The 22,016-nt window shown below is 47.9% G+C and carries 14 protein-coding genes and 1 tRNA gene; 11 read left to right on the top strand and 4 right to left on the bottom strand.

Annotation, left to right across the window (positions count from 1 at the left end; all coding sequences use genetic code 11):
• Positions 1-161: 161 nt before the first annotated feature.
• Positions 162-482, bottom strand: coding sequence for a hypothetical protein (locus tag QUA20_RS26540; protein ID WP_333192665.1), 321 nt, complete (start codon positions 480-482; stop codon positions 162-164).
• Between the two features lie 112 nt (positions 483-594).
• Between QUA20_RS26540 and QUA20_RS26535 the strand changes: the two genes are divergently transcribed.
• The 6 genes from QUA20_RS26535 to QUA20_RS26510 all read left to right on the top strand — a co-directional run bounded on the left by QUA20_RS26535 (position 595) and on the right by QUA20_RS26510 (position 9,657).
• Complete coding sequence (locus tag QUA20_RS26535; protein ID WP_333192663.1) at positions 595-1,485, top strand: ion channel; 891 nt, start codon at positions 595-597, stop codon at positions 1,483-1,485.
• Positions 1,486-1,547: 62 nt separating this feature from the next.
• Complete coding sequence (locus QUA20_RS26530) at positions 1,548-1,895, top strand: DUF433 domain-containing protein (protein ID WP_333192661.1); 348 nt, start codon at positions 1,548-1,550, stop codon at positions 1,893-1,895.
• A 193-nt stretch (positions 1,896-2,088) separates the two neighbouring features.
• A complete protein-coding gene (locus QUA20_RS26525) occupies positions 2,089-3,264 on the top strand; it encodes an exonuclease SbcCD subunit D (protein WP_333192660.1) in 1,176 nt (391 codons plus the stop codon).
• A gap of 184 nt (positions 3,265-3,448) precedes the next feature.
• Positions 3,449-6,490, top strand: a complete 3,042-nt coding sequence (locus QUA20_RS26520; RefSeq protein ID WP_333192658.1) for an SMC family ATPase — start codon at positions 3,449-3,451, stop codon at positions 6,488-6,490.
• 85 nt (positions 6,491-6,575) lie between these two features.
• The gene (locus QUA20_RS26515) at positions 6,576-7,751 is read left to right on the top strand and encodes a pyridoxal phosphate-dependent aminotransferase (protein ID WP_333192656.1); all 1,176 of its coding nucleotides are present in this window, start codon (positions 6,576-6,578) and stop codon (positions 7,749-7,751) included.
• Between the two features lie 16 nt (positions 7,752-7,767).
• Positions 7,768-9,657 (top strand): aminopeptidase P family protein, encoded by a 1,890-nt coding sequence (locus QUA20_RS26510; protein ID WP_333192654.1) that lies wholly within the window; start codon positions 7,768-7,770, stop codon positions 9,655-9,657.
• Between the two features lie 175 nt (positions 9,658-9,832).
• On the opposite strand, the gene QUA20_RS26505 is transcribed toward QUA20_RS26510, so the two are convergent.
• The 3 genes from QUA20_RS26505 to QUA20_RS26495 form a co-directional block, all read right to left on the bottom strand.
• Positions 9,833-9,905: transfer RNA gene (locus QUA20_RS26505), tRNA-Thr, on the bottom strand.
• Positions 9,906-10,026: 121 nt separating this feature from the next.
• Positions 10,027-12,183: a WD40 domain-containing protein gene (locus QUA20_RS26500; protein ID WP_333192651.1), complete on the bottom strand. Its 2,157-nt coding sequence runs from the start codon at positions 12,181-12,183 to the stop codon at positions 10,027-10,029.
• 131 nt (positions 12,184-12,314) lie between these two features.
• Positions 12,315-12,500 carry a hypothetical protein gene (locus QUA20_RS26495; RefSeq protein ID WP_333192649.1) on the bottom strand — a complete coding sequence of 62 codons (186 nt, stop codon included), beginning with the start codon at positions 12,498-12,500 and terminating at the stop codon, positions 12,315-12,317.
• Positions 12,501-12,590: 90 nt separating this feature from the next.
• Here QUA20_RS26495 and QUA20_RS26490 point away from each other — a divergent pair, with 90 nt between their 5' ends.
• The 5 genes from QUA20_RS26490 to QUA20_RS26470 all read left to right on the top strand — a co-directional run bounded on the left by QUA20_RS26490 (position 12,591) and on the right by QUA20_RS26470 (position 21,973).
• On the top strand, positions 12,591-13,736 hold the full coding sequence (locus QUA20_RS26490) for a sulfate ABC transporter substrate-binding protein (RefSeq protein WP_333192648.1): 1,146 nt from the start codon (positions 12,591-12,593) through the stop codon (positions 13,734-13,736).
• A gap of 89 nt (positions 13,737-13,825) precedes the next feature.
• Positions 13,826-14,686 carry a sulfate ABC transporter permease subunit CysT gene (gene cysT / locus QUA20_RS26485; protein ID WP_333192646.1) on the top strand — a complete coding sequence of 287 codons (861 nt, stop codon included), beginning with the start codon at positions 13,826-13,828 and terminating at the stop codon, positions 14,684-14,686.
• Positions 14,676-15,554 carry a sulfate ABC transporter permease subunit CysW gene (gene cysW / locus QUA20_RS26480; protein WP_333192645.1) on the top strand — a complete coding sequence of 293 codons (879 nt, stop codon included), beginning with the start codon at positions 14,676-14,678 and terminating at the stop codon, positions 15,552-15,554. The genes cysT and cysW overlap by 11 nt, the downstream gene beginning before the upstream one ends.
• Before the next feature lie 97 nt (positions 15,555-15,651).
• Positions 15,652-16,011, top strand: coding sequence for an NIL domain-containing protein (locus tag QUA20_RS26475; protein ID WP_333192643.1), 360 nt, complete (start codon positions 15,652-15,654; stop codon positions 16,009-16,011).
• 577 nt (positions 16,012-16,588) lie between these two features.
• Complete coding sequence (locus QUA20_RS26470; RefSeq protein WP_333192642.1) at positions 16,589-21,973, top strand: DUF4347 domain-containing protein; 5,385 nt, start codon at positions 16,589-16,591, stop codon at positions 21,971-21,973.
• Positions 21,974-22,016 lie beyond the last annotated feature (43 nt).

Below are 22,016 nucleotides of genomic sequence, written 5' to 3'. Positions count from 1 at the left end.
AGTCAATATTAAGCACTTTAAAAACTGGTTTACAAGCTGCTGCTACTGTACTTCATGAGCCTGGAATCTGCTGTATAACTCAATTAGCTTTGCAGTCAGGACTTTAGTTTTTCTTCACCGCGATCGACAGAACTGAAGTCCTCACTACAAACGCCTTTTTTTTAATCTTCAACTTGTCGGACAGCCATGCGTTGCAGCGGCAGGCTGAGTATGCTAGAAGCGGTCAACAAGTAAGAAAGAACCGTAGTCAGCTTCAAACTGAGCAATAACCAGCTATCTTCTGGTAGGTGAAGTTTCAGCCCGAAAAAAGAGATGCAGTACACTATCCAGTAAGTAAAGCTCATCTTGATTAGGATTTCCTCGCTCAAAGTGCGATCGTCCGTTGGCTGCGAGTTGCGATTATCACCCAGCAGGACTAGACCCGCAATAGAAGCCACAAAAGAAACCATAACGACACAGTCATGCCAGTTAAGCTCAACCATTTCTAAACTCCGCTTTTATCCGCATTTTTGGAATCAGACATCAGTCTAAAGGATAAGTTTTGCCGCTCAAAGCAATAGTTACAAATTGAAACAGCCGCAGTTACAAATCGCAATGAAAATTCACCGCAACCGCCAGCCACAAGCTCGTTTAGTCAGCCGCAAAGGACAATTCTCCTTAAATATTGTCAAGTTGGGAGTACCTCGCCTGCATTTTGCCGACCTCTACCACAGGCTGCTAATTCTTTCTTGGCCGCGATTTTTCATACTCATTTGTCTGTCGTATACAGTCACGAATTCTTTATTTGCCTTAGCTTACTTGGCGGGAGGAGATTGCATTGCTAACGCGCGACCGGGTTCTTTCAAAGATGCCTTTTATTTCAGCGTGCAAACAATGGCGACGATCGGCTACGGCGCCATGTATCCGCGCAATGATTACGCTAATACAATAGTTGCGATCCAAGCGCTTTTTGCTTTGTGGGGAGTGGCAATGGTGACGGGACTGGCTTTTGCTAGATTTTCTCGACCAACAGCTAGAGTTATCTTCAGCCGCGTAGCTGTAATCGCTCCTTTCAACGGCGTTCCGACTCTGATGTACCGCACCGCAAATCAGCGTTTCAACCAGATTTTAGAAGCGCAGCAGCGAGCTACTTTGATCCGCGACGAGGTAACATCGGAAGGAGAATTTATGCGGCGTTTTTACGATTTGCAATTGATGCGGAGTCACTCTCCGATTTTTGCATTAACTTGGACGGTTATGCACCCAATTGACGAGAGCAGTCCTTTGTACCAACTTACTGCCAAAGACTTGATGGAACAGCAAGCGGAAATTGTAATTACGTTAACAGGAATTGACGAAACTGTTTCGCAAACTATTCACGCACGACATTCTTTTGTGGCGTCGGAAATTCTGTGGGATATGCGGTTTGTAGATATTATTTTGAAATCGGCGACGGGAGGGCGGGTGGTTGATTATACTCGGTTTCACGATGTGAAGCCTGTTTAATGAAAGTTTTGATTTAGCCACCAGTGCTAGAATACCTGTATGGCAAAAAAAAGTTAATATTTATGAACTCAATAACTGCAAATACGACACTGAAAGAATTGCAACCGCAACTCTTAGCTTTAACTCCCGAAGAGAAGGCTCAAGCTATAGAATTACTAGCCCAAAGTTTAAGAAAATTTTGGTCGGGAATTCAAAAGACTCCCGGCGTGTGCGGCGGCGATGCTTGCATCAGACAAACGCGAATTCCTGTTTGGGTGCTGGTGAATGCTCGCCGTTTAGGTATTTCTGAAGCTGAACTCCTAGAAGACTATCCGACTCTGCGTGCCGCTGATTTGGCGAATGCTTGGGCTTATGCTGAGGCATATCCTGATGAGATTGAAATAGCAATTAGAGAACAGGAAGAGGCATAAACTGTGGCAGATATTTATACCGCGATCGCACAAAGCATTAAAACTGAGATATTTTACCATTTTAAATCAGGCTTTTATGAACGGGCAAGATGCCCGTTTTACAAAGAATAAACTTGTTGTGGAACGGGCATCTTGCCCGTTCTTGAAAATGATACAACATCTCAGTTAACATAAACAAAATACTCCTCGTACTATGCGAATAATTCATACTGCTGACTGGCATTTAGGGCGACGTTTTCGAGGGATAGATCGCACTTCCGAAATTGCGATCGCCCTCGAACAGATTTTGAAGCAAGCAAAAGCCTTGGATGTCGATGCTGTGCTCGTTGCGGGCGATATTTTCGACGTGCCCAACCCTCCCGCTTACGCCGAACGCATTGCTTATAACTTTTTCTGCGAACTCCAAGCGGCAGGAATTCCCGCAATTGCGATCGCCGGTAATCACGATTCGGCATCCCGCATCGACAGCATCGCGCAATTGCTTTCCCTCGCCGGTGTTCGCGCTTTAGGCAAACCCAGGCGATCGGCAGACGGCGGCACGATTACTCTAAATACAAAAAGCGGTAAACTTTGTGTGGGAGCGATGCCTTTTGCTTCCGAACAAAGACTGTTAGATGCTAATTCTCTCTGGCAGTCTGGCGATGCCGATCGCCGCAAAGATTACCGCGAAATAGTAGCATATTTACTCGAAGATTTAACCAGGGATTTTAGAGACAATACTGTCAATATTCTGATGGGACACATGAGCATTGACGGTGCTCGATTGGCAAAATCCGAAGTCGCTTATTACACGCGAGAAAAATACCTCCTGTCATCGCAAACTCTGCCGCCGGAAGCTCAGTATGTTGCCCTCGGACACATCCACATTCACCAGCGTATTTCTGAGACTTCTCCGGCTTATTATTCGGGTTCTTTGATTCAGTTAGATTTTGGAGAAGCGGAACAGGAAAAAGGATTTTGCTTGATAGAAGTTGAACCGGGAAGTCAGGCCAAGGTGGAATTTAAGCCTGTGGCTTGCCACAAGCCGTTAAAAGTGCTTAAATGTCATAACGACAATCTCGATGAAACTTTACAAGCTCATCAGTATCATCCGGGTTTCTTGAAAGTAATTGTCGAACTGGACAGTCCGCAAATCGGACTTGCCGATCGAGTGCGCCAAATCTGTTCTCAAGCGCTGTTAATTGAACCGCGCTATCCAGATGCAGCGCTAGAAGCAACAGAAATAACTAATATCGATCCCAATAATTTCGATCCGGCAGTAGAGTTTTGCAACTATTATCAAAACCGATTGGGAACGACACCGAAACCGGAAGTATTGGAGGAATTTCAGAATTTGTACAACAAGTTTAAGGAAACAGTTAATAATTAAATACTCTTGTCTCCGCCTTATTTTAACAGGTTCCCAGGCTCGGTCTGGGAACCGATATCCAGAGGCATAGCCTCGCGCTTAAATAGGAAAATTGGAGGCAGAGCCTCCGAATCTGTGTTACCAGGCAGAGCCTGGTAAAAAGTAATAGAAAGCCCAAATCCAAAATCTAAAATCTAAAATTAATATGCGTCCACTCGAACTTATTCTCGAAGGATTTACCAGCTTCCGCCAGGAACAGCGTTTAGATTTTTCTCAACTCGATTTGTTTGCAATTACTGGTGCTACAGGTGCGGGCAAATCTTCACTGCTAGATGCCATGACTTACGCTCTTTTTGGCACAACAACTCGCAGTGGCAAACAAGTTAGTGATTTGGCAAGTCAAGGCAGCGAAAATTTAAAAGTGCAGTTGCGTTTTTCTGTGGGTTCGGCACAGTATCGGGTGACCAGAAGGTGGCGTTTTCGTCCGAAATCTCCCGAAAATAAGGTGATTTTGGACAACTGGCAAAATGGTCAATGGGAAACTTTGGGGACGAGTATCGTTGCTGTTCAAAATACCATCGAACAGATTTTAGGAATGGATTTTGATACTTTTACGCGAGCAATTGTTCTGCCTCAAGGCAAGTTTGATGAGTTTATTAAAGGGGATACTTCAAAACGCCGGGAAATTTTGCGGCAGCTAGCAGGATTTGAGATTTTTGAGCAGATGCGGAAGGAAACAAATGAACTCGCAAAGTTGCTGAAACAGGAACGGGAAATGGTGGAAAGGCAGCTAGCTGATTTGAGTGCGCCGACGGCGGATGAGGTGGCTCAAAAACGATCGCAACTTTTGATTTTAGAGCAGCAGTTGCCTGAGTTCGATCGCGCCGTTATGAAAGCTCAGAAGGATCTAGATGAAGAGGAACAGCTATTTTCGCAAATCGCTCGCTGGCAAGAGCTGCAACAACAACTGGCTAAATTAAATGCTAATTCTGCTGAGATGCACATTTTAGCACAGCGTTTAGAAAGAGCGCAAGCTGCCAATCATTTACAAGGAGATTGGGCTTTAGTGCGATCGGCTCGCAGTCAGTATGAAACTGCCGAAAGTGCTTCGGTGGCAGCGCGAAAGCTGTTAATTAAAGCTCGATCAGAGCTAGCAGTAGAGCAGCAGAAATTTGACGAGGCAAAAGCCAAAGAAAAGGCATTAGCGCCACAAATTAAGGCTCGCGAAGATGCTCTAGCTGCTGCGAAAGTATATGAAGAACAGCGCACTCAATTAGAAAAAGAAGTTGCGCTAGCCCAAAAAATTCAACAAGAAAAACTCCGCTTTTTTCAAGCAGCAGATAAAGAACTGCAAGCTGCTAACACTAAAATTCAAGGTGCGGGTTTTCGAGTGACTCAAACAGCCGCACAGCTTGAACAGTATTCGCTGGGAGGAAAGCGTTTAGAGCAATTGCAGCAAATTGCACCCTTATTGATGGAATTTCAGCTAGTTGCCAAGCAGGGAAAAGCTCAGGAGCAACAGTTGGATAAATCTATCGCAGAGAAGGAAAGGGCTCAACAGAATTATGTGGAGGTTGCCACTAATTTAGAAGCAGCCGAAATCAGGCTAAAAAAGTGCAGCGGCGAGTTAGAAGCGGCGGAAACCGCTAATGCGGAAGCGGCACGTTTAGAGAGTGTTGCTGCTGTCAGAATGTCGCTGAATTCTGGCGATACTTGCCCGGTGTGCGGGGGGGTGCATCCTGAGAGCGATCGCCTGCCTCCTTTGCCTAATTCTAATATTGTCGATCTCACTGGTTTGCGGCAGAAACTTGCGGCGGCAAATCAGGCTTTTCAAGCTGCTCAAAGGTTGGAGGCTGAGGGAAAAAGTGCAGTTTCAGCCTGCCTGCAAAAAGAGTCGGAAATTGCTCAAATGTTGGAATTAACCGCGAATAGAGTTGCCGAATTGCAGCAGCAAATCGCTCAAATTCTGGAAACTCCTCAGTGGGAAAGCTTGGGGTTGCAGCAGGAGTTGGCAATCCTTAAAGAGAGCGATCGCAAATACCGCGAAACCGAGCAGCAGTTCCAACTGGCATCATTGGAATATGATAATTGTCAGCAAAAATTTAATTTTGCTGTGGCGACTCAAGTAGCTAAACAGCAAGAATATCAAGATGCGATCGCCGAATCTGACCGCCGGCAGCAGCAGTTGCAAAGTTGTGTAAATGCGCTTTATCAAATTACCGAATATCAACCTTATCCTAATTTAGCAAAAGCCTTAGAAGAAGATAAGCAAAATTTGGCTAATCTGCTGAAAGTTGCCGAAAAATCCTATCAAACTGCTCAAAATACGGTTATTCAAGCAGCAGAGAGAGAGCAACAAGCTGGAGAGGTTTTTGGACAAGCCCAGGCCCATAAACAGCAACTAAACCTGGATTGGTCAGAAAAATTAACAGCGGCTGATTTCACAGAAGAGACATTTTTAGCAGCGGTTGCGACTGTTCAGGAACAATCGCAATGGGAAAATGCTATTCGTTCTCACCGCGAATCAAAAATTCAGTTAGAGACGCGGGCGAAAGATTTGAGCGAGGCGATCGCAGGCAGAACTACCGACGAGAATAATTTAGCACAAGTGCGATCGGCAAAACATACCGCCCAAGAAAACCTCAAACAAGCCAACAACAACCGCGCCGAACTGTTAGCTTGGATTCAAGTAGCAGCCCAAAACCTCGAACAAGCCGAAAGACTGTCACAGCAAATCACAAATTTCACAGAACAAGAGCAAACTTATCACACCTTAGCGCAGAATCTCAAATCCAACGAATTTCAATCCTACATTTTAGAACATTTAGAAGCAGAATTAGTCGGCAGCGCCACATTAATTTTGCAAGAATTAACCGAAAATCGCTATAAACTAAGAAACCAAGACGGCGAATACTGGGTAGCAGATAATTGGAACGGCGGCGAAGCTAGACGAGTGCGCACTCTTTCCGGCGGTGAAACATTTGCCACTTCCTTATCAATGGCTTTAGCTTTGTCAGAAAAACTGTCTCAAGGATCTCACTTGGGCAGCTTGTTTCTTGATGAAGGATTTGGCACTTTAGATACTGAAACTCTCGAAAGCGTTACTCAAATTTTAGAATCTTTGCGGCAGCGAGAAAGGCTCATTGGAGTGATTACCCACGTTCGAGAATTGGGGGAAAGATTGCCCGCACAAGTTAAAGTGTTTAAGTCGCCGCAAGGTTCTAAAATAGAATTACATAGATCCTGAAATGGAGAGGCGCGTGCGTGAAATAGTAAACTTGCTTAAGGACGTACATTATCACTAAACCAGCCCCTACAATTACCTATAATATATGATAAAAAATCACGCGACTCGAATGCAATCGGTACAGTCGCCCATAATTCCAGTAGTTGGCGAACTGATTCGCCAAAATCCGGGAACGATATCTTTAGGACAAGGCGTAGTTTACTACAATCCGCCACAAGAATCATTTGATAAAATTCCCGAATTCTTCGCCAATCCCGACAATCACAAATACAAAGCTGTCGAAGGAATTCCACAATTACATGATGCTATCGCAGCCAAACTTAAAACAGATAACGACATAGAAATTATTAATAGCAAAAACTGCATTGTCGTTACCGCCGGCAGCAACATGGGATTTACCAACGCCCTTCTCGCTATTACCTCGGCTGGGGACGAAGTTATTATCCAATCCCCTTATTACTTCAACCACGAAATGGCGGCAATTATGGCAAATTGCCGACCAGTGATAGTAGAAACCGACGCCAACTATCAACTTAATATCGATGCTATAAAAAAAGCAATTACCGACAAAACGCGAGCCATCGTCACGGTTTCACCAAATAATCCCACTGGTGTTGTTTATTCGGTCGAAGCACTCCGGGAAGTTAACGAAATTTGTCGCCAGCACAACATCTATCATATCAGCGATGAAGCTTACGAATATTTTACTTATAACGGTGTCAAACACTGTTCGCCCGCCGCTTTTCCCCAAAGCAGCGAACATACAATTTCTCTATTTAGCCTATCCAAAGCCTACGGTTTTGCGAGTTGGCGGATCGGGTATATGGTAATCCCAGAACACTTGCTGGTTTCAGTGAGAAAGATTCAAGATACAATCTTAATTTGTCCGCCGGTAATTTCTCAGTATGCAGCCCTGGGAGCCTTGCAAATTGGTAGAGGTTACTGCGATAATTATGTAAGGGCGATCGCATCTGTGCGCCAACTCGTATTAGACGAACTCAATACCATCCCAAACTTGTGTACAATTTCCCCAGCCGCCGGAGCATTCTACTTTTTCTTGAAAGTTGATACTGAACTCGATACAATGGAATTAGTGGAACAATTAATTCGCGAATATCACGTAGCAGTGCTTCCGGGTACAACCTTCGGCATGGATAGCGGCTGCTATTTGCGGGTTGCTTACGGTGCTTTGGAAAAAGCAACCGCCACCGCAGGTATTAGAAGATTAGTTAAAGGTTTGAAGACAATTTTAAACAAGTAAAATAGGAAAATTAAAAATGGTTTCCACTAACTTGAAAGCAAATACAAATATTCAAGATGCCTCCGCTGCAAAACTGGCAGACTTGCGCGATTTGATGGCAGATTACGACTTAGATTGCTATTACATCCCAGCGGTTGACGAACACTTAAATTTATCAGTTCCAGCAGCCAAGCAGCGACGAGCTTGGATGTGCGGTTTTACGGGTTCCGCCGGGGATTTGTTGGTTGGCAAAGATTCCGCTTGGTTGTTTGTGGATTCCCGCTATTACGAACAAGCCGAATTGCAAGTAGATCCGGGAATTATTCAAATATCGAAACTCGGGTTAGAAGGAAATTTAACCTTAATTGAAACTTTAGAAAAACTGGCTGTAGAATCGGCTGAAAAATCAACTAAAATTCGCCTGGGCTTTGACCCATTTACCGTAGCGACAGAGCTATATCAAAATTGGGTAAAAAAATTTGCAACTGCGGAGATTGAACTCATACCAATCCCGGAGAATTTGACAGACAAAGTGCGATCGCAAAATCCTTGGAAAACAGCAGAGACGTTACCCGCGATTGATGCAGATCCCATATTTAGCTTACCTGTATCCCTGACAGGAGAAACCGCCGCCGAAAAATTAGCCAGAGTCAGGGAAGCGATGCAAAAAGCCAACATCGATGTGCTTCCGATTACCAACCTCAATCAAATAGCGTGGCTGTTCAATCTCCGAGGCTCGGATATTCCCCACATTCCCATTTTCATATCCTATGCCATTGTTACCACAGATTCAGCGTTTTTGTTTACAAATCCCGAACGAATTTCACCAGAAATCAAGCAAGAATTGCGGGCGGATTTAACTTTGCTTCCCTACGCAGACTATCCGCATACCTTAGAAAGTTGCGTAAATTTGCCAAATAAAATTAGGGTACTTTTAGATCCGAAACACAGCACAGCAGGCACTTACCAGTTAATCTTAAACCAGCAAGAAGCGCAGTTCTACAACATCGAAATAATTTTTGAGACTCATCCGGTAGAAGGGATGAAAGCTCGCAAAAATCCGGTTGAAATCGAGCAGATGAAATCAGCTAATTTCAAAGCAAGTCGAGCGAAAACTTTGACTTTAAAGTGGTTGACAGAACAGCTAGAAAATGGTAATGTAGTGACCGAGTTTTATGTCAAAGAAAACATCGAAAATTTTTACCAAGAAGAAACAGATTTTCAGACTTTAACTTTTAGAACGATCGCCGGTGCGGGAGCTAATAGCTCGATCGTACATTACGGAACCCCCAGCCCTGAAATAACCTTAAAACCGGGGGAACTGCTGTTATTGGACTCAGGCGCGCAATATTTAGCAGGCACAACCGACGATACGAGAACAGTAAGTATCGGAGAACCAACGGCGCTACAAATAGAACACTACACCACAGTCTTAATCGCGCACATCAACTGTGCAATGCAGCAATTCCCCAAAGGAACAACGGGAGCGCAATTAGATGCGATCGCCCGTGCGGTATTATGGCAAGAACAGCTAGACTACGGACATGGCACCGGGCACGGAGTCGGCGCGTTTTTAGCCGGTCACGAAGGGCCCAATGGCATCAGCAAATCTGTGCAGTATCCCCTGGAAGCCGGAATGGTAACGAGCATCGAACCGGGATATTACGAACCGGGATGGGGCGGAATTCGCATTGAAAATCTCTATGTTGTCAGGGAGATGCCCTCCAAAAACGGTACGGTTTGGTACGGATTTGAATCGCTGACGTATATTCCGTTTGAGCGTAAATTGATAAATGTCGATCGGCTGTCAAAGACTCAACTAGCATGGTTGAATAATTATCACGCTGCTGTAGTCGAGAAACTGGAACCCGTACTTGATGCGGCAACAATTGAATGGTTGAAAAAAGCCAGCGCTGCGTTAGGTTAAGCCTTGTAATTGGTCGCACATTTAACTTGTGCACCTATTTTTCTGGAAACTCTTGTGGAGTGGGCTTCTAGCCCGCTCCAAAGGTAAAAAATAGCATATATCAGATAGGGACACGGCACTGCCGTGTCCCTACTGTATTTAATCCGATATTGAATCCGAGTGAAAACTGCTATAAAGCTGGTGACAAGACTCGAACTTGCGACAGGCTGATTACAAATCAGCTACTCTACCAACTGAGTTACACCAGCAGTGAAACTTAATATAGCAAACTTATAGTCATCTGCGCAACCCCCCCAGCCAATTTTTTTTCAACTTCGCTCAAAACCCCTCGTGGCAAGGGAAAAACCGGAATAGCCCACTGCCAATTAACTAATCGCACCGCCAAATCTTAATCGTCTGATCCGCACTGCCACTGGCGAGCAAATTGCCCGAAGGTGCGATCGCCACCGAGTACACCGTACCCGAATGTCCCTTAAGAGCGCTCAACAGCTCCCCGGTCTGCAAATTCCAAATATTAATCGTATTATCATCGCACCCGCTAGCTAAAGTCAAACCGTCCCGACTGATAGCAACCGAATCGCCCCTACTCACATAATTCTGCAAAATATGCAGCGCCTCATTCATTCCTAAATTCGTGACACCCTTCCCCCTCCCTGAATTAGTATTTAGAATCCGCAACAAACTGCCCGTCTGCAAATTCCGCAGCTTAATCGTATAATCATTGCTGACGCTAGCAAGAATCTGACCGTCCGGGGCGATCGCCACAGAATTCACCCCCACATTCAACCCCGAAAGAGTCCGCAGCAACTTGCCGCTTTCCACATCCCAAACCTTGCTTGTCGCATCCGAACTGCCACTCGCCAATATTTTACCGTCCGGGCTAAAAACCACCGCATTCACATTGTCAGAATGACCCCTCAAAGTCCGCAGCAACTCACCAGTCCGCAAATTCCAAAGCTTAATCGTATTATCAGCGCCGCCGCAGCTAGCAATTACCTGGCGCTTCGGGTTAATCGCCACCGAATTCACCTCCATAGAATGTCCAGGAAAAGTACACAGCAAATCACCGCTATGCAAATTCCAAAACTTAATGGTTTCGTCCGAACTGCCGCTGACCAACATTTTTCCGTCATAGCTAATAGCAACCGAATTTACGCGATCGGAATGTCCCGTCAGAGTGCCAATTAATTCCGCTGTTTCTAAACTCCAAATCTTAATAGTTTTATCCCAACTGCCGCTAGCCAGAATTTTGCCGTCAGGACTAATCGCCAGAGAATTCACAAACGATGAATGTCCAGGCAGCGTGTATACGCACCGCCATTTCAGATTTGTTAATTTGTGAGCTAATTCCTTCGCCCGCTTAGATGCCTCCTCAACTGCCTGTCTGCGTTTGAGTTCAGCCTCCTCCAAACGCTGGCGTTCCGCCCTAGCTTTCGCCTCTCTAAGCGTCAGCCGCCGCATCTCTCCCTTATAAACTATTCGCTGCTGCTCCTGAATTTCTTTAAGAGTTTCAATATACGGTAGGGCCCAATCTTTAGAAAACCATTCGTGAGCAAATTCCGCCTCTAATTTAAATAGCTGAGGTTCGTGAGTAAAATCGATATTTAAATAATACAAATCAGCTAAAAAACCAGCCAATAACTTGTGGATTGTCACAATTATTTGCCGAATAATCCGCAGGCTCACTTTTCTATCTTTGCCCTCCGCCTCCAACTGGTGATAAACCTCTTCCCAATTCCAAGGCTGCATCGCCACTAGAGAAACGCTCTGATTTATGATTCCCCAAAAACCGACATGAAAATTAACTTCATAATCGCTGATATCGCTGTACAGTATAGCTGTCGGTACGGGAGACAAAACACTCTGCAACCGCTCCACATCAATATCAGAGATCGGCTTTTTGAAATAGTCTCCGTAAAACTGAACCGGAGACAAATCTCCGTGCTGGGGGTAGTGCTGGTTTAAAAAAGCTCTCAACTTAGCCGGCAGCTCGATATTCAGATTGTGGCGAAACGAATCCGGGCAATCTTGGCTAATTTTTGCGGGAGCAACTAACAGCAGCAATCGGTGCTGCTGCTGCTGCAAAATCTGTTCGGTTTCCTGCCTGCTCAAATTAGAAAACCAATTGTCTCTGTCCCAAATAGTTTGAATTTCGCTCAGCTTAACTCGAATTGCTTCTGATTGAAACTCCCGCATTAAGTCGCGGCAAAGCCGGCTAATTGCCCGCTTATCTCTCAATTCTTGTGCCTTAATCCGATTAGCGCGTTCTTCCTTTACCCATTCTTCTGCGTTGGCGAGCGCGATTAATTCTTGTTCTCTGGCCTGCTGCCGCTGCAAATATCTGACTTGTGCTTTAATCCAGCGGGGGTCTTTTTTTATTTGCTGGTTCAAAGCTGAAGAACCAGACGGCTCAATTTCTGCATAGCGTTCGTTGACAGCGCTTGCTCCCAATCTTTCTCCCAATTCAGAGGCTACAGGCTTCAACAGTTCAATTAGGGTGTCTGAGACGGGGCGGGGTAAGGACATACCAGTTAAAACTTTTTCTTATTAAGGGCGATCGCGCGAGTCAGGCATATCCCCCTGGGGCGGAAACTCTTGGCAGGGCTATTACATTTGGGCGATCGGCCGATGGTATCCGTAAGGCGTATCGTGCAGGCTTATCCAGCAGGCGTATCGTGCAGGCTTATCTTGCAGCCGCACAATTTTAGCACTTTAACTAAATAATAGTATCTATCTATATAGTGTACATTTTCCCCCGAATCTGAATTGAAAGCACCGACGGAAAAGACTTCAGGATATTCGATCGACCCTGAGTTCACCCAATTTGTTTTTTTTGTTGCCATTTGACTCGCTCTTGTCTATAATCATACTTCACAACCATAATTACGGTATTCCTACCTAATAACCGTACTTTCACTAGAGGAATAAATATAATGAGTCCGTGGCAACGCCTAACTCAACACCTTCACTGGTCGCAACAGCCATCAGTCAGCACAAATCAATCATTAACTGGACTGAAAAGATTTGTGTCGCTATTTTTAGTGGGAATAACCTTAAGTCTGGCCGTTGCATCCTGCGGCCAGGGAACCACCAACAACCCCGCAGCCACTCCAGGCGGTGCTAGCCCAGCAGCCAACAAAGGCAACGTAGAATTAACCCTAGTATCATTCGCCGTCACTAAAGCCGCCCACGAAGCGATAATTCCCAAATTCATAGAACAATGGCAAAAAGAAAAGGGTCAAACCGTCACCTTCAACCAAAGCTACGGCGGTTCCGGTTCCCAAACTCGGGCTGTAATTGACGGTTTAGAAGCAGACATCGTACACCTAGCCCTCGCCCTCGACACTGCAAAAATTGAAAAAGCCGGACTAATTCAACCTGGGTGGGAAAAAGAAGTCCCCAACGAAGGCATAGTCAGCAAATCCGTAGGAGCAATAGTCACCCGCGAAGGCAATCCCAAAGGCATCAACACCTGGGAAGATTTAAGCAAAGACGGAGTAAAAGTGATTACTGCCGATCCTAAAACATCAGGCGTTGCCCGTTGGAATTTCCTCGCACTTTGGGGCTCGGTTGTTAAAACCGGAGGAGACGAAACGAAAGCATTAGACTTTACTAGCAAAGTCTACAAAAACGTCCCGATTCTGACTAAAGATGCCCGCGAAGCCACTGATGTATTTTTCAAACAAGGGCAAGGCGACGCCTTAATTAACTACGAAAACGAGATTCTTCTGGCAGGTGAGAAAGGCGAAAAACCGACTTATAGTATTCCCGAAGTCAATGTTTCGATCGACAATCCGATTGCCATTGTCGATAAAAACGTTGATAAGCACGGTACTCGCGAAGTCGCCGAAGCATTTGTCAAGTTTCTCTACACCCCAGAAGCTCAGCGAGAATTTGCCAAAGTAGGCTTCCGCCCAGTAGATGCGACAGTAGCGGCGGAACCAGAATTTGTCAAAAAATATGCCCCCATCAAAACCCTATTTACAGCTCAAGACTTAGGAGGTTGGGGAGATATTCAGCAGAAATTCTTCGATGACGGAGCTGTTTTTGACAAAATCCAAGGTTCAATTAAACAGTAAAAAAACAGACTGCGCAGAGCCCCGCCTTCCCCGAAGTTGTCGGGGCTTTAAAAGATTCACTATTATTGACAACTCAAAACTCTTCACTTATGGCTGTATCATCTCCAACCAGCAACCCTGAGTCTCCGATCGAAAATATCAAAAGGGCGATCGGCAAAATCACATTACCTTGGGGAATCACCCTAGGCTACCTCAGCTTAATGCTATTGCTCCCAGTTGCAGCAATGCTGCTGAAAGCCAGCACAGCAAACCCCGCCGAATTTTGGGCAATTGCCACCAGTCCGATCGCCCTTTCCGCCTACGATGTGACCTTCTTTACGGCATTAATGGCGGCATTAATTAACGGAGTATTCGGCACATTAATTGCCTGGGTATTAGTCCGCTACGACTTTCCCTTAAAACGGGTTGTCGATGCAGCAGTCGATTTACCTTTTGCACTGCCCACCTCCGTCGCCGGTTTAACTCTCGCCACAGTTTACAGCGATAACGGCTGGATCGGCGGGCTGTTTGCACCCTTGGGAATCAAGATCTCATTTACTCGCTTGGGCGTAGGAATAGCGATGATCTTTATTTCCTTGCCCTTTATCGTGCGGACTGTACAGCCAGTTTTAAACGAAATGGAAAAAGACATCGAAGAAGCAGCTTGGTGCTTGGGTGCTTCTCAATTTCAAACCTTCTGGCGAGTAGTTTTACCGCCACTGTTCCCGTCTATTTTAACCGGCGTTGCCCTCGGATTTTCGCGAGCGGTTGGCGAGTATGGCTCTACTGTAATTGTAGCTTCTAACATACCCTTCAAAGATTTAATCGCGCCCGTATTAATTTTTCAAAGATTGGAACAGTACGACTATGCAGGAGCAACAGTTATCGGCACTATCCTGTTAGGTATTTCGCTGACAATGCTGTTTGCAATTAATCTCTTACAAGCATGGAGAAGACGCTATGACGGCTAATAACATCAATTCACCCGCTGATTACAAATTTCCGCCTGCGGGTTCTAGTCCGAGTCAGGAGAAAGCCTGGGTAAAACCAACTTTAATCGGAATTGCGAGCGGCTATCTTGCTCTCGTCTTATTTATCCCCATGCTCAACGTTTTTTACCAAGCTTTCAGAAAAGGATTTGAACCCTTTTTTTCTAACTTAACCTCGCCCGATTTTCTGCACGCAGCGCAACTTACCTTGGTGATTTCTCTGATAGTTGTGCCTGTAAATACAGTATTCGGTTTGTGCGCAGCCTGGGTAATTGGTCGCAATAAATTTCGGGGGCGCACGCTATTAATCAGCATTTTAGACGTGCCGTTTGCCATATCTCCCGTAGTTGCAGGTTTAATGATTGTACTGCTTTACGGTCGGGTGGGATGGTTCGGGCCGTGGCTGGAGGCGGCCAATATCAAGGTTATTTTTGCCTTCCCGGGAATGGTGCTGGCTACTGCTTTTGTTACCTTGCCTTTTGTTGCCCGCGAAGTAATTCCTGTTTTGGAAGAAGTGGGAACAGATCAAGAAGAAGCGGCGAAAACTTTGGGAGCAAATGACTGGCAAATTTTCTGGAATGTCACGCTTCCCAGTATTCGCTGGGGATTGCTTTACGGGGTAATTTTGACCAATGCTAGAGCAATGGGAGAATTTGGAGCAGTCTCTGTGGTATCGGGAAATATTGCTAAAAAAACGCAAACTTTGCCTTTGTTTGTAGAGGATGCTTACAAGCAGTATGCGACGCAAGCCGCATTTTCAGCGGCGGTAATTCTAGGCTTTTTAGGAGTTATTACCCTTGTACTTAAGGAGATTTTAGAACGAAAAACTAGCATTAAAGAAGTTGAATAATAGTCATTAGTCCTTAGTCATTGGTTATTAGTCATTAGGGCGGTAGGTTCGCACGGTGCACCTCATCCCTGAAAACAGTAAACATTAGGAGGCTGAAATGTTAGCTCACAACTCTAGCGAAGCTGAATTTGAGGCGAGCGACGATTTTCACAAAACCCAAGAATCAGATATTCCCAAATCTGACAGTGGCGACAGCAGACCAACTCAAACCCGCATTCGCATTCGTGTGCCTAAAGAGTACCATCAGGAACCAGTGATTTCTCACCTGATTTCTGAATACGGTTTGACGGTTAATTTTAATGCTGCTTTCTTGGGTGTCAAAACTTTAGAAGACGGTTGGTTTGACTTGGAACTTAACGGTACCAGTAAACAGATTGAAAGTGCTCTGATTTATCTCAATGATTTAGATGTGGAAATCTGGAGCAATTCAAATAAACCCGATGAAGAAACTTGGTAATTAGTCAATCTTGGACGCAGAAACCGGGAAGAGGAGTTAAGATTCTGGACTGACACGCAGAATTTTATTTCCTCTTCCCGGTTTATTGAGTCTAATAGTCTCCAGGAATTTTAGTCATGAGTCAGCTTTTATCAGTCATATCTATTCCTGTAAAATAACCGCGATCGGCTTTCTAGTGAGGAATGCAAGTCCTCTTATAGCTAATAACCGTGACTGATGACTCTTGACTAACAAATCTCGATCGCCATCAGTTAATTATTAGATTGACAATTTTTGTAAAACCTGGTATTGTATCCATCTCTACCTGGTAGATCGGAAAACAGCGCGCAAGTTTTCTTCAACATTTTTGGTAACAGCCGGAACAATATCCCCCTTTAAAACTTCTCAACCATCAAACTAACTCAGTTAGGCTAGGGGTGCATAAAAAAAAGTTTTTGTCAATATTCAATTTAGGTGAAAGTTAAGTTAGGTGAAAGTTAGGGGCGATCGACTCTCATCCGCACCGGAAAAAGATCTATCGCTGCTGCGGTTGGTTTGTGCTATGAATTTGATGTGTGTTTACCAGGAGAATTTGATCGTGGAACTCTATAAAGAACAGAAACACCAGATTGTTTTTGCAGATTCACAAGTTAAAGATTGCGAAAGTTTAACAGAAACCGCAAATCCCGATACAGAAATTGTTATTCTCAAAGCCGATCGCGACGGCATCGAGCAAATAGCCGAAACACTTAAACAGCGGAAAAATATTGCAGCCGTCCACATTTTGTCTCACGGCGCAGCAGCCAGCTTGCAACTGGGAACGACAGAACTAAATCTCAGCAACATTGAAAGCTATCGAAATTATTTAGAAACATGGTTTGCTTTGCCAGCAGCCGAGGCAAACTCTAACTCTCTAATTACTGCTAAACCCGAAATTCTACTTTACGGCTGCAACGTCGCTGCAGGAGAAGCAGGTGTCGCCTTCGTCCAAAGGCTGAGCCAGCTCACCGGAGCAAATATTGCCGCTTCCGACAACTTGACGGGGAATGCTGCGTTGGGTGGAGACTGGGAACTCGAAGTAACTACGGGCAACATAGAAACACCTTTGGCATTTTCTGCTGAGGCGAGGGAAGCTTACAGCGCAGTTTTAGTCGCCACATTTGGCGAACTGCGAGATGCGATAACTCTGGCTAACGCTTTGCCCAATGCAGACACGATTCCCATCACCGGCAACATCAGCTTCGCTCCCGGACAAGTTCTGCCTAGGATTTCCACCCCCATCACCTTTACCGGCGGCGGTTTCACCCTAAATCTCGGCAATAACCGGGGCTTCTTCATCGACAGCGCCACTACCCCAGTCACATTTTCCAACCTGACAATTACCGGCGGCATATCTACAGGCGGTGCCGGTACGGGCGGCGGTGGCGGTGCAGCCGGCATGGGCGGCGCACTATTTATCAACAGCGGTACTGTCACAGTTGACAGCGTGACCTTTACTGGCAACAGCGCTACGGGGGGCGCTGGCAGCGTGGCCCCCGTAGCTCCTGCGGCAGCAGGCCCTGGTGGCAACACAGATTTTGCAGGCCTGTTTCCCTTCGTTTCCGCAGGCGGCCCCGGTCAAACTGGCCTCACCGGGTTGGTAAATAACGGCGCTGCAGGTGGGCCCGGCGGCCCGGGTGGCAGTGGTGGCGCTGGCAGTGGCGGATTGCCAGGAACTGGTCTTAACGGCGGAATTGGTGGCGCGGGAGGGGTTGGTGGCAGCGGTACACCGGGCGGTACTAATGGCGGAGTTGGCGGCGCTGGCGGCGCTGGCGGCGCTGGTGGCTTGTTGGGTGGCGGTGGCGGTGGTGGCGGTATCGGCGGTATCGGCGGTGTCGCAGGTACCGGCACTGCCGGCGGTGGCGGCGTTGGTGGTGCTGGCGGCGCTGCCGGATTCGGCGGCGGTGGCGGCGGTGGCGGCGCTGGCGGTACCGGCAGTGTCGCAGGTGCTGGTGGCAACGGCGGTGTCGGCGGCTTCGGTGGAGGTGGCGGCAGCGGTACAGTAGGCGGAGCCAGCACGACCGTCGGAGCTTTCACCCCAGGTGGCGCCGGCAGCCCAACCGGTGGCGGTGGCGGTGCTGGTTTGGGAGGCGCAATTTTTGTTAATACAGGCAGTTTGACCCTGAACAACAGCACTTTGTTCAGCAACACAGCAACGGGAGGTGCTGCTGGTGGTGCGGGGGCTGCACCGGGCCAGGGCGCGGGGGCCGCGATTTTTGTCAACAGCGGCGCTACTGCAACTCTGACTAACAACACCATCACTGCTAACACTGCTACTGCTACTGCTCCTGCTGTTGCTGTCGGCGGGGGTATTGCTACTAACGGCGGTACTGTGAATGTCAGAAATTCGATCGTCGCCGGGAATTTGGGCGGCGCGAATCCTGACGTGTTCGGGACATCTTTCGCCGCCACCAGTATCAACAATTTGATCGGGAATGTTGCTGGCAGCAATTTACCTGTCGCCCAGCAACTGACAGTTCCTATAGGAAATGTGATCGCACCTGCTGCAGGATTGAACGAGGCTACAGGCGTTCCCGTGACTTATGCTTTGGCTGACAGCACCGCGACTCCTAATCCGGCGATCGATACTGGGGATGCCGCAGCCGCAGCCGCTGCGGGGGCAACTGACCAGCGGGGTGCTGGCTTTCCCCGGACGATCGGCGCTAATGTTGATATCGGTGCTTATGAATACGGCCCGATCGTCACAGGCCTTAAATTCAACGACCTTAACGGGGATAGCCTGCAAGGTGCCGCAGCGACTGAACCAGGTCTCCCGGGCTGGGTGATTTCTGTAGGCACGAAGAGCGCTACTACCGCAGCCGACGGCACTTACATCATCCGCGACGTAAAAACAGCTACTCCGATTACAGAAGCGCCGCCCGCTGGAACGCCTGCGACTGCTTGGGTGCAGACTGTCGGCCCGACTCCGGCAAATACGGGTATTGTTAATGTCACCGGTGCCAATTTCGGCAACTTCCAACTGACATCGATCGCGGGCAAAACCTACACCGATCTTGCGGGGAACGCCGTCTTAGATCCCACCGACACCGTATTAAACGGCATCACCGTTAACTTATACAAAGACACCAATGCCAACGGCACGCTAGAAGTCGGCACAGATACTGTTGTCGGCACTGCACAAACCACTGCGGGAGCCGGAGATTACACATTCTCCGATATCGGCCCCGGCAATTACCTGATACAAGCCACTCCTCCAGCCAACTCCAGCATCTCTTTCCCCGCTGCCGCAATTCTCGTTAGCGCCCAAAGCGGTACTGCCGTTACGGGTCAAAACTTCGGCATTTTCCAAAGCATCACCGTCAGCGGCACCAAATTCACCGACCTCACAGGCGACGGCTTCACTGCTGACGACACCCCCCTCAACGGCACTACCGTTCGCTTGTTCAAAGATACTAACGATAACAGCACTTTAGATACGGGTGATGCGGAAATCGCCTCTCAAGTTACCGGGACAGCGCCAGCGGCTGCTGGGACGTATAGCTTTGCCAACGTCGGCTCCGGACGGCACTTTGTGAGAGAAGACGTACCGACGGGTTTCTCACAAACCGCCGGCCCGGTTTTTTATACAATTAACCCGGTCAGCGGCACAAACATTACGGCTCAAGACTTTGGCAACTTCCAGTTGGGCAAAATCGGCGGGCTCAAATTTAACGATCTCAACAAAAATGGCATTCAAGATGCCCCAGCAGAACCACCGCTAGGAGGCTGGACAATTTACTTGGATGCCAACAACAACGGCGTGCAAGAGGCAGTACCAGCCGAAACAGGCACCAACGCCACCGTCACCGATGTCGCCGGTAACTACCAGTTCACCAACTTGCCAGCCGGCACTTATACAGTGCGGGAAGTGCCACAAACTGGCTGGACGCAAACTGTGCCCCCCGTCAATGCAGCCACGCCTACTCTTTCCGGTGCGTTTACGATCGCCGTCACCAGCGGCACCGACTCCCAAAACAACAACTTCGGCAACTTCAGGCCCAACTCGATTAGTGGTCTGAAGTTCAATGACCTCAACACAAATGGCATCCAAGATGCGCCAGCAGAAACAGGACTACTCAACTGGCAATTCTTCCTCGATACCAACGATAACGGTACTCTCGACACCGGGGAACCGAACACCCTCACCGATGCCGCCGGCAACTACAAATTCCTCGATTTGTCAGCAGGAACCTACAAAGTGCGGGAAGTCTTGCAGCCTACTTGGACGCAAAGTACCCCCGATCCGGCGGACATCACTGTCACCAGCGGTCAAGACATCGCTAATATCAACTTCGGCAACTTCCAGTCGAGTACCATCAGCGGTCAAAAATTCAATGACCTCAACAACAACGGCGTTAAGGATGCCGGAGAATTGGGGCTAGGTAACTGGCAAATATTCCTCGACAGTATCACTCCGGATGGATTGTTTCAGCAGGGCGAACTCACTACCATCACCGATGCCACAGGCAACTACACTCTCAAGGACATACCCGCAGGTACTTTCCAGATAAGGGAAGTCCAGCAAAATGGCTGGACGCAGACGACCCCCAACCCCGCCCCCGTTACGGTAACAGGTGGAGCTAACATCACGGGCATTGACTTCGGCAACTTCCTGCCCCAACCGGGTACGATCCGAGGTCTGAAGTTCCGAGACAGCAACAACAATGGCACTCAGGAGGCTGGAGAACCGGGTTTACCGAATTTCCAAATTCAGTTAACCAATGTCGTAGCTGGAACTGCTCCTGCTCCTGCTCCTGTTACTACTACCACAGACAACAGCGGCAACTACCTGTTCGCGAACCTAACGCCGGGAACCTACCGCGTCCGGGAAGTCAACCAAACTGGGTTTACCCAAAGCACCCCCGACCCCGCCGACATCGACCTAACTTCAGGCGCTATTGTCAGCGGCATCAACTTCGGGAACTTCCCGACGCCTGCACCTGTACCGACGCCGACACCTGGACCGACGCCTGCACCGACACCGCCGACATCGCCTGCACCGACGCCTGCACCTGCACCGGCGCCTGTACCGACGCCTGAACCGACACCGACGCCTGCACCTGTACCGACGCCTGCACCTGTACCGACGCCGACGCCGACACCTGCACCGACGCCGACACCTGCCCCTGTACCGACGCCGACACCTGCACCTGTACCGACAGATTTGGTTTGCCCTGAGAACTTCCCGAGGATCGCTACTCCCAATGAGCCCGGCATTCCTTCAGCGGCGGGTAATGTGATCAACGGCCCTAACGGCGACGATACGATCGTGGGTAGTGCCGACAGTGACTCTATCTTCGGGTTGAGCGGCAACGATTTGATCTTTGGTCGAGGGGGCGGCGACTACATCAATGGCAATACAGCCAACGATACTATCTACGGAGGCATCGATAGCGATACTCTCTTCGGCGGCAAAGGCTTTGACCTGATTTTTGGCGATCGCGCTAACGATACGATTTATGGCAATCGCGGCAACGACTCGATCTCTGGCGACGAAGGCAATGACGTATTGTACGGCGGCAAAGCCGAGGACGTAATTTTGGGAGGAGGCGGCGACGACGTGCTAATTGGCGATCAAGGCAATGACACTCTATGCGGCCGCGACGGTAACAATACCTTAATTGGCGGCAGCGGGGATGATTTGCTCTTTGGTGATATCGGCGATAACTTGCTCTTTGGCGGCTTTGGTAGCGATACTCTAGTCGGCGGTGGCAGGAATGGCTTTGCCTTGGCAGCGGGCGGGGGAATTGACACCATTATCAACTTCACGCAAGGAGTTGATTCGCTCGTGTTGGTGGGAGGCTTGGACTTCAATCAACTGTCATTGAGCGAAACTAATGGCTCAACTGCGATCGGAATCGCCGGCAGCAACGAGATTTTGGCTGTAGTGGCGGGCGTGCAGCCGAGCCAGTTATCGGCTCAGAGTTTTACCTTGCTGGTTTAGTCCGCATTCCACAGTAGGGTGCGCAGGGCGCGCACCCTACTCT

The organism is Microcoleus sp. Pol7_A1 (assembly GCF_036701085.1).
GTDB lineage: Bacteria > Cyanobacteriota > Cyanobacteriia > Cyanobacteriales > Microcoleaceae > Microcoleus > Microcoleus asticus.
Note: the sequence above shows the minus strand (reverse complement) of the source record. Positions and strands in the feature narration are given on the sequence as shown.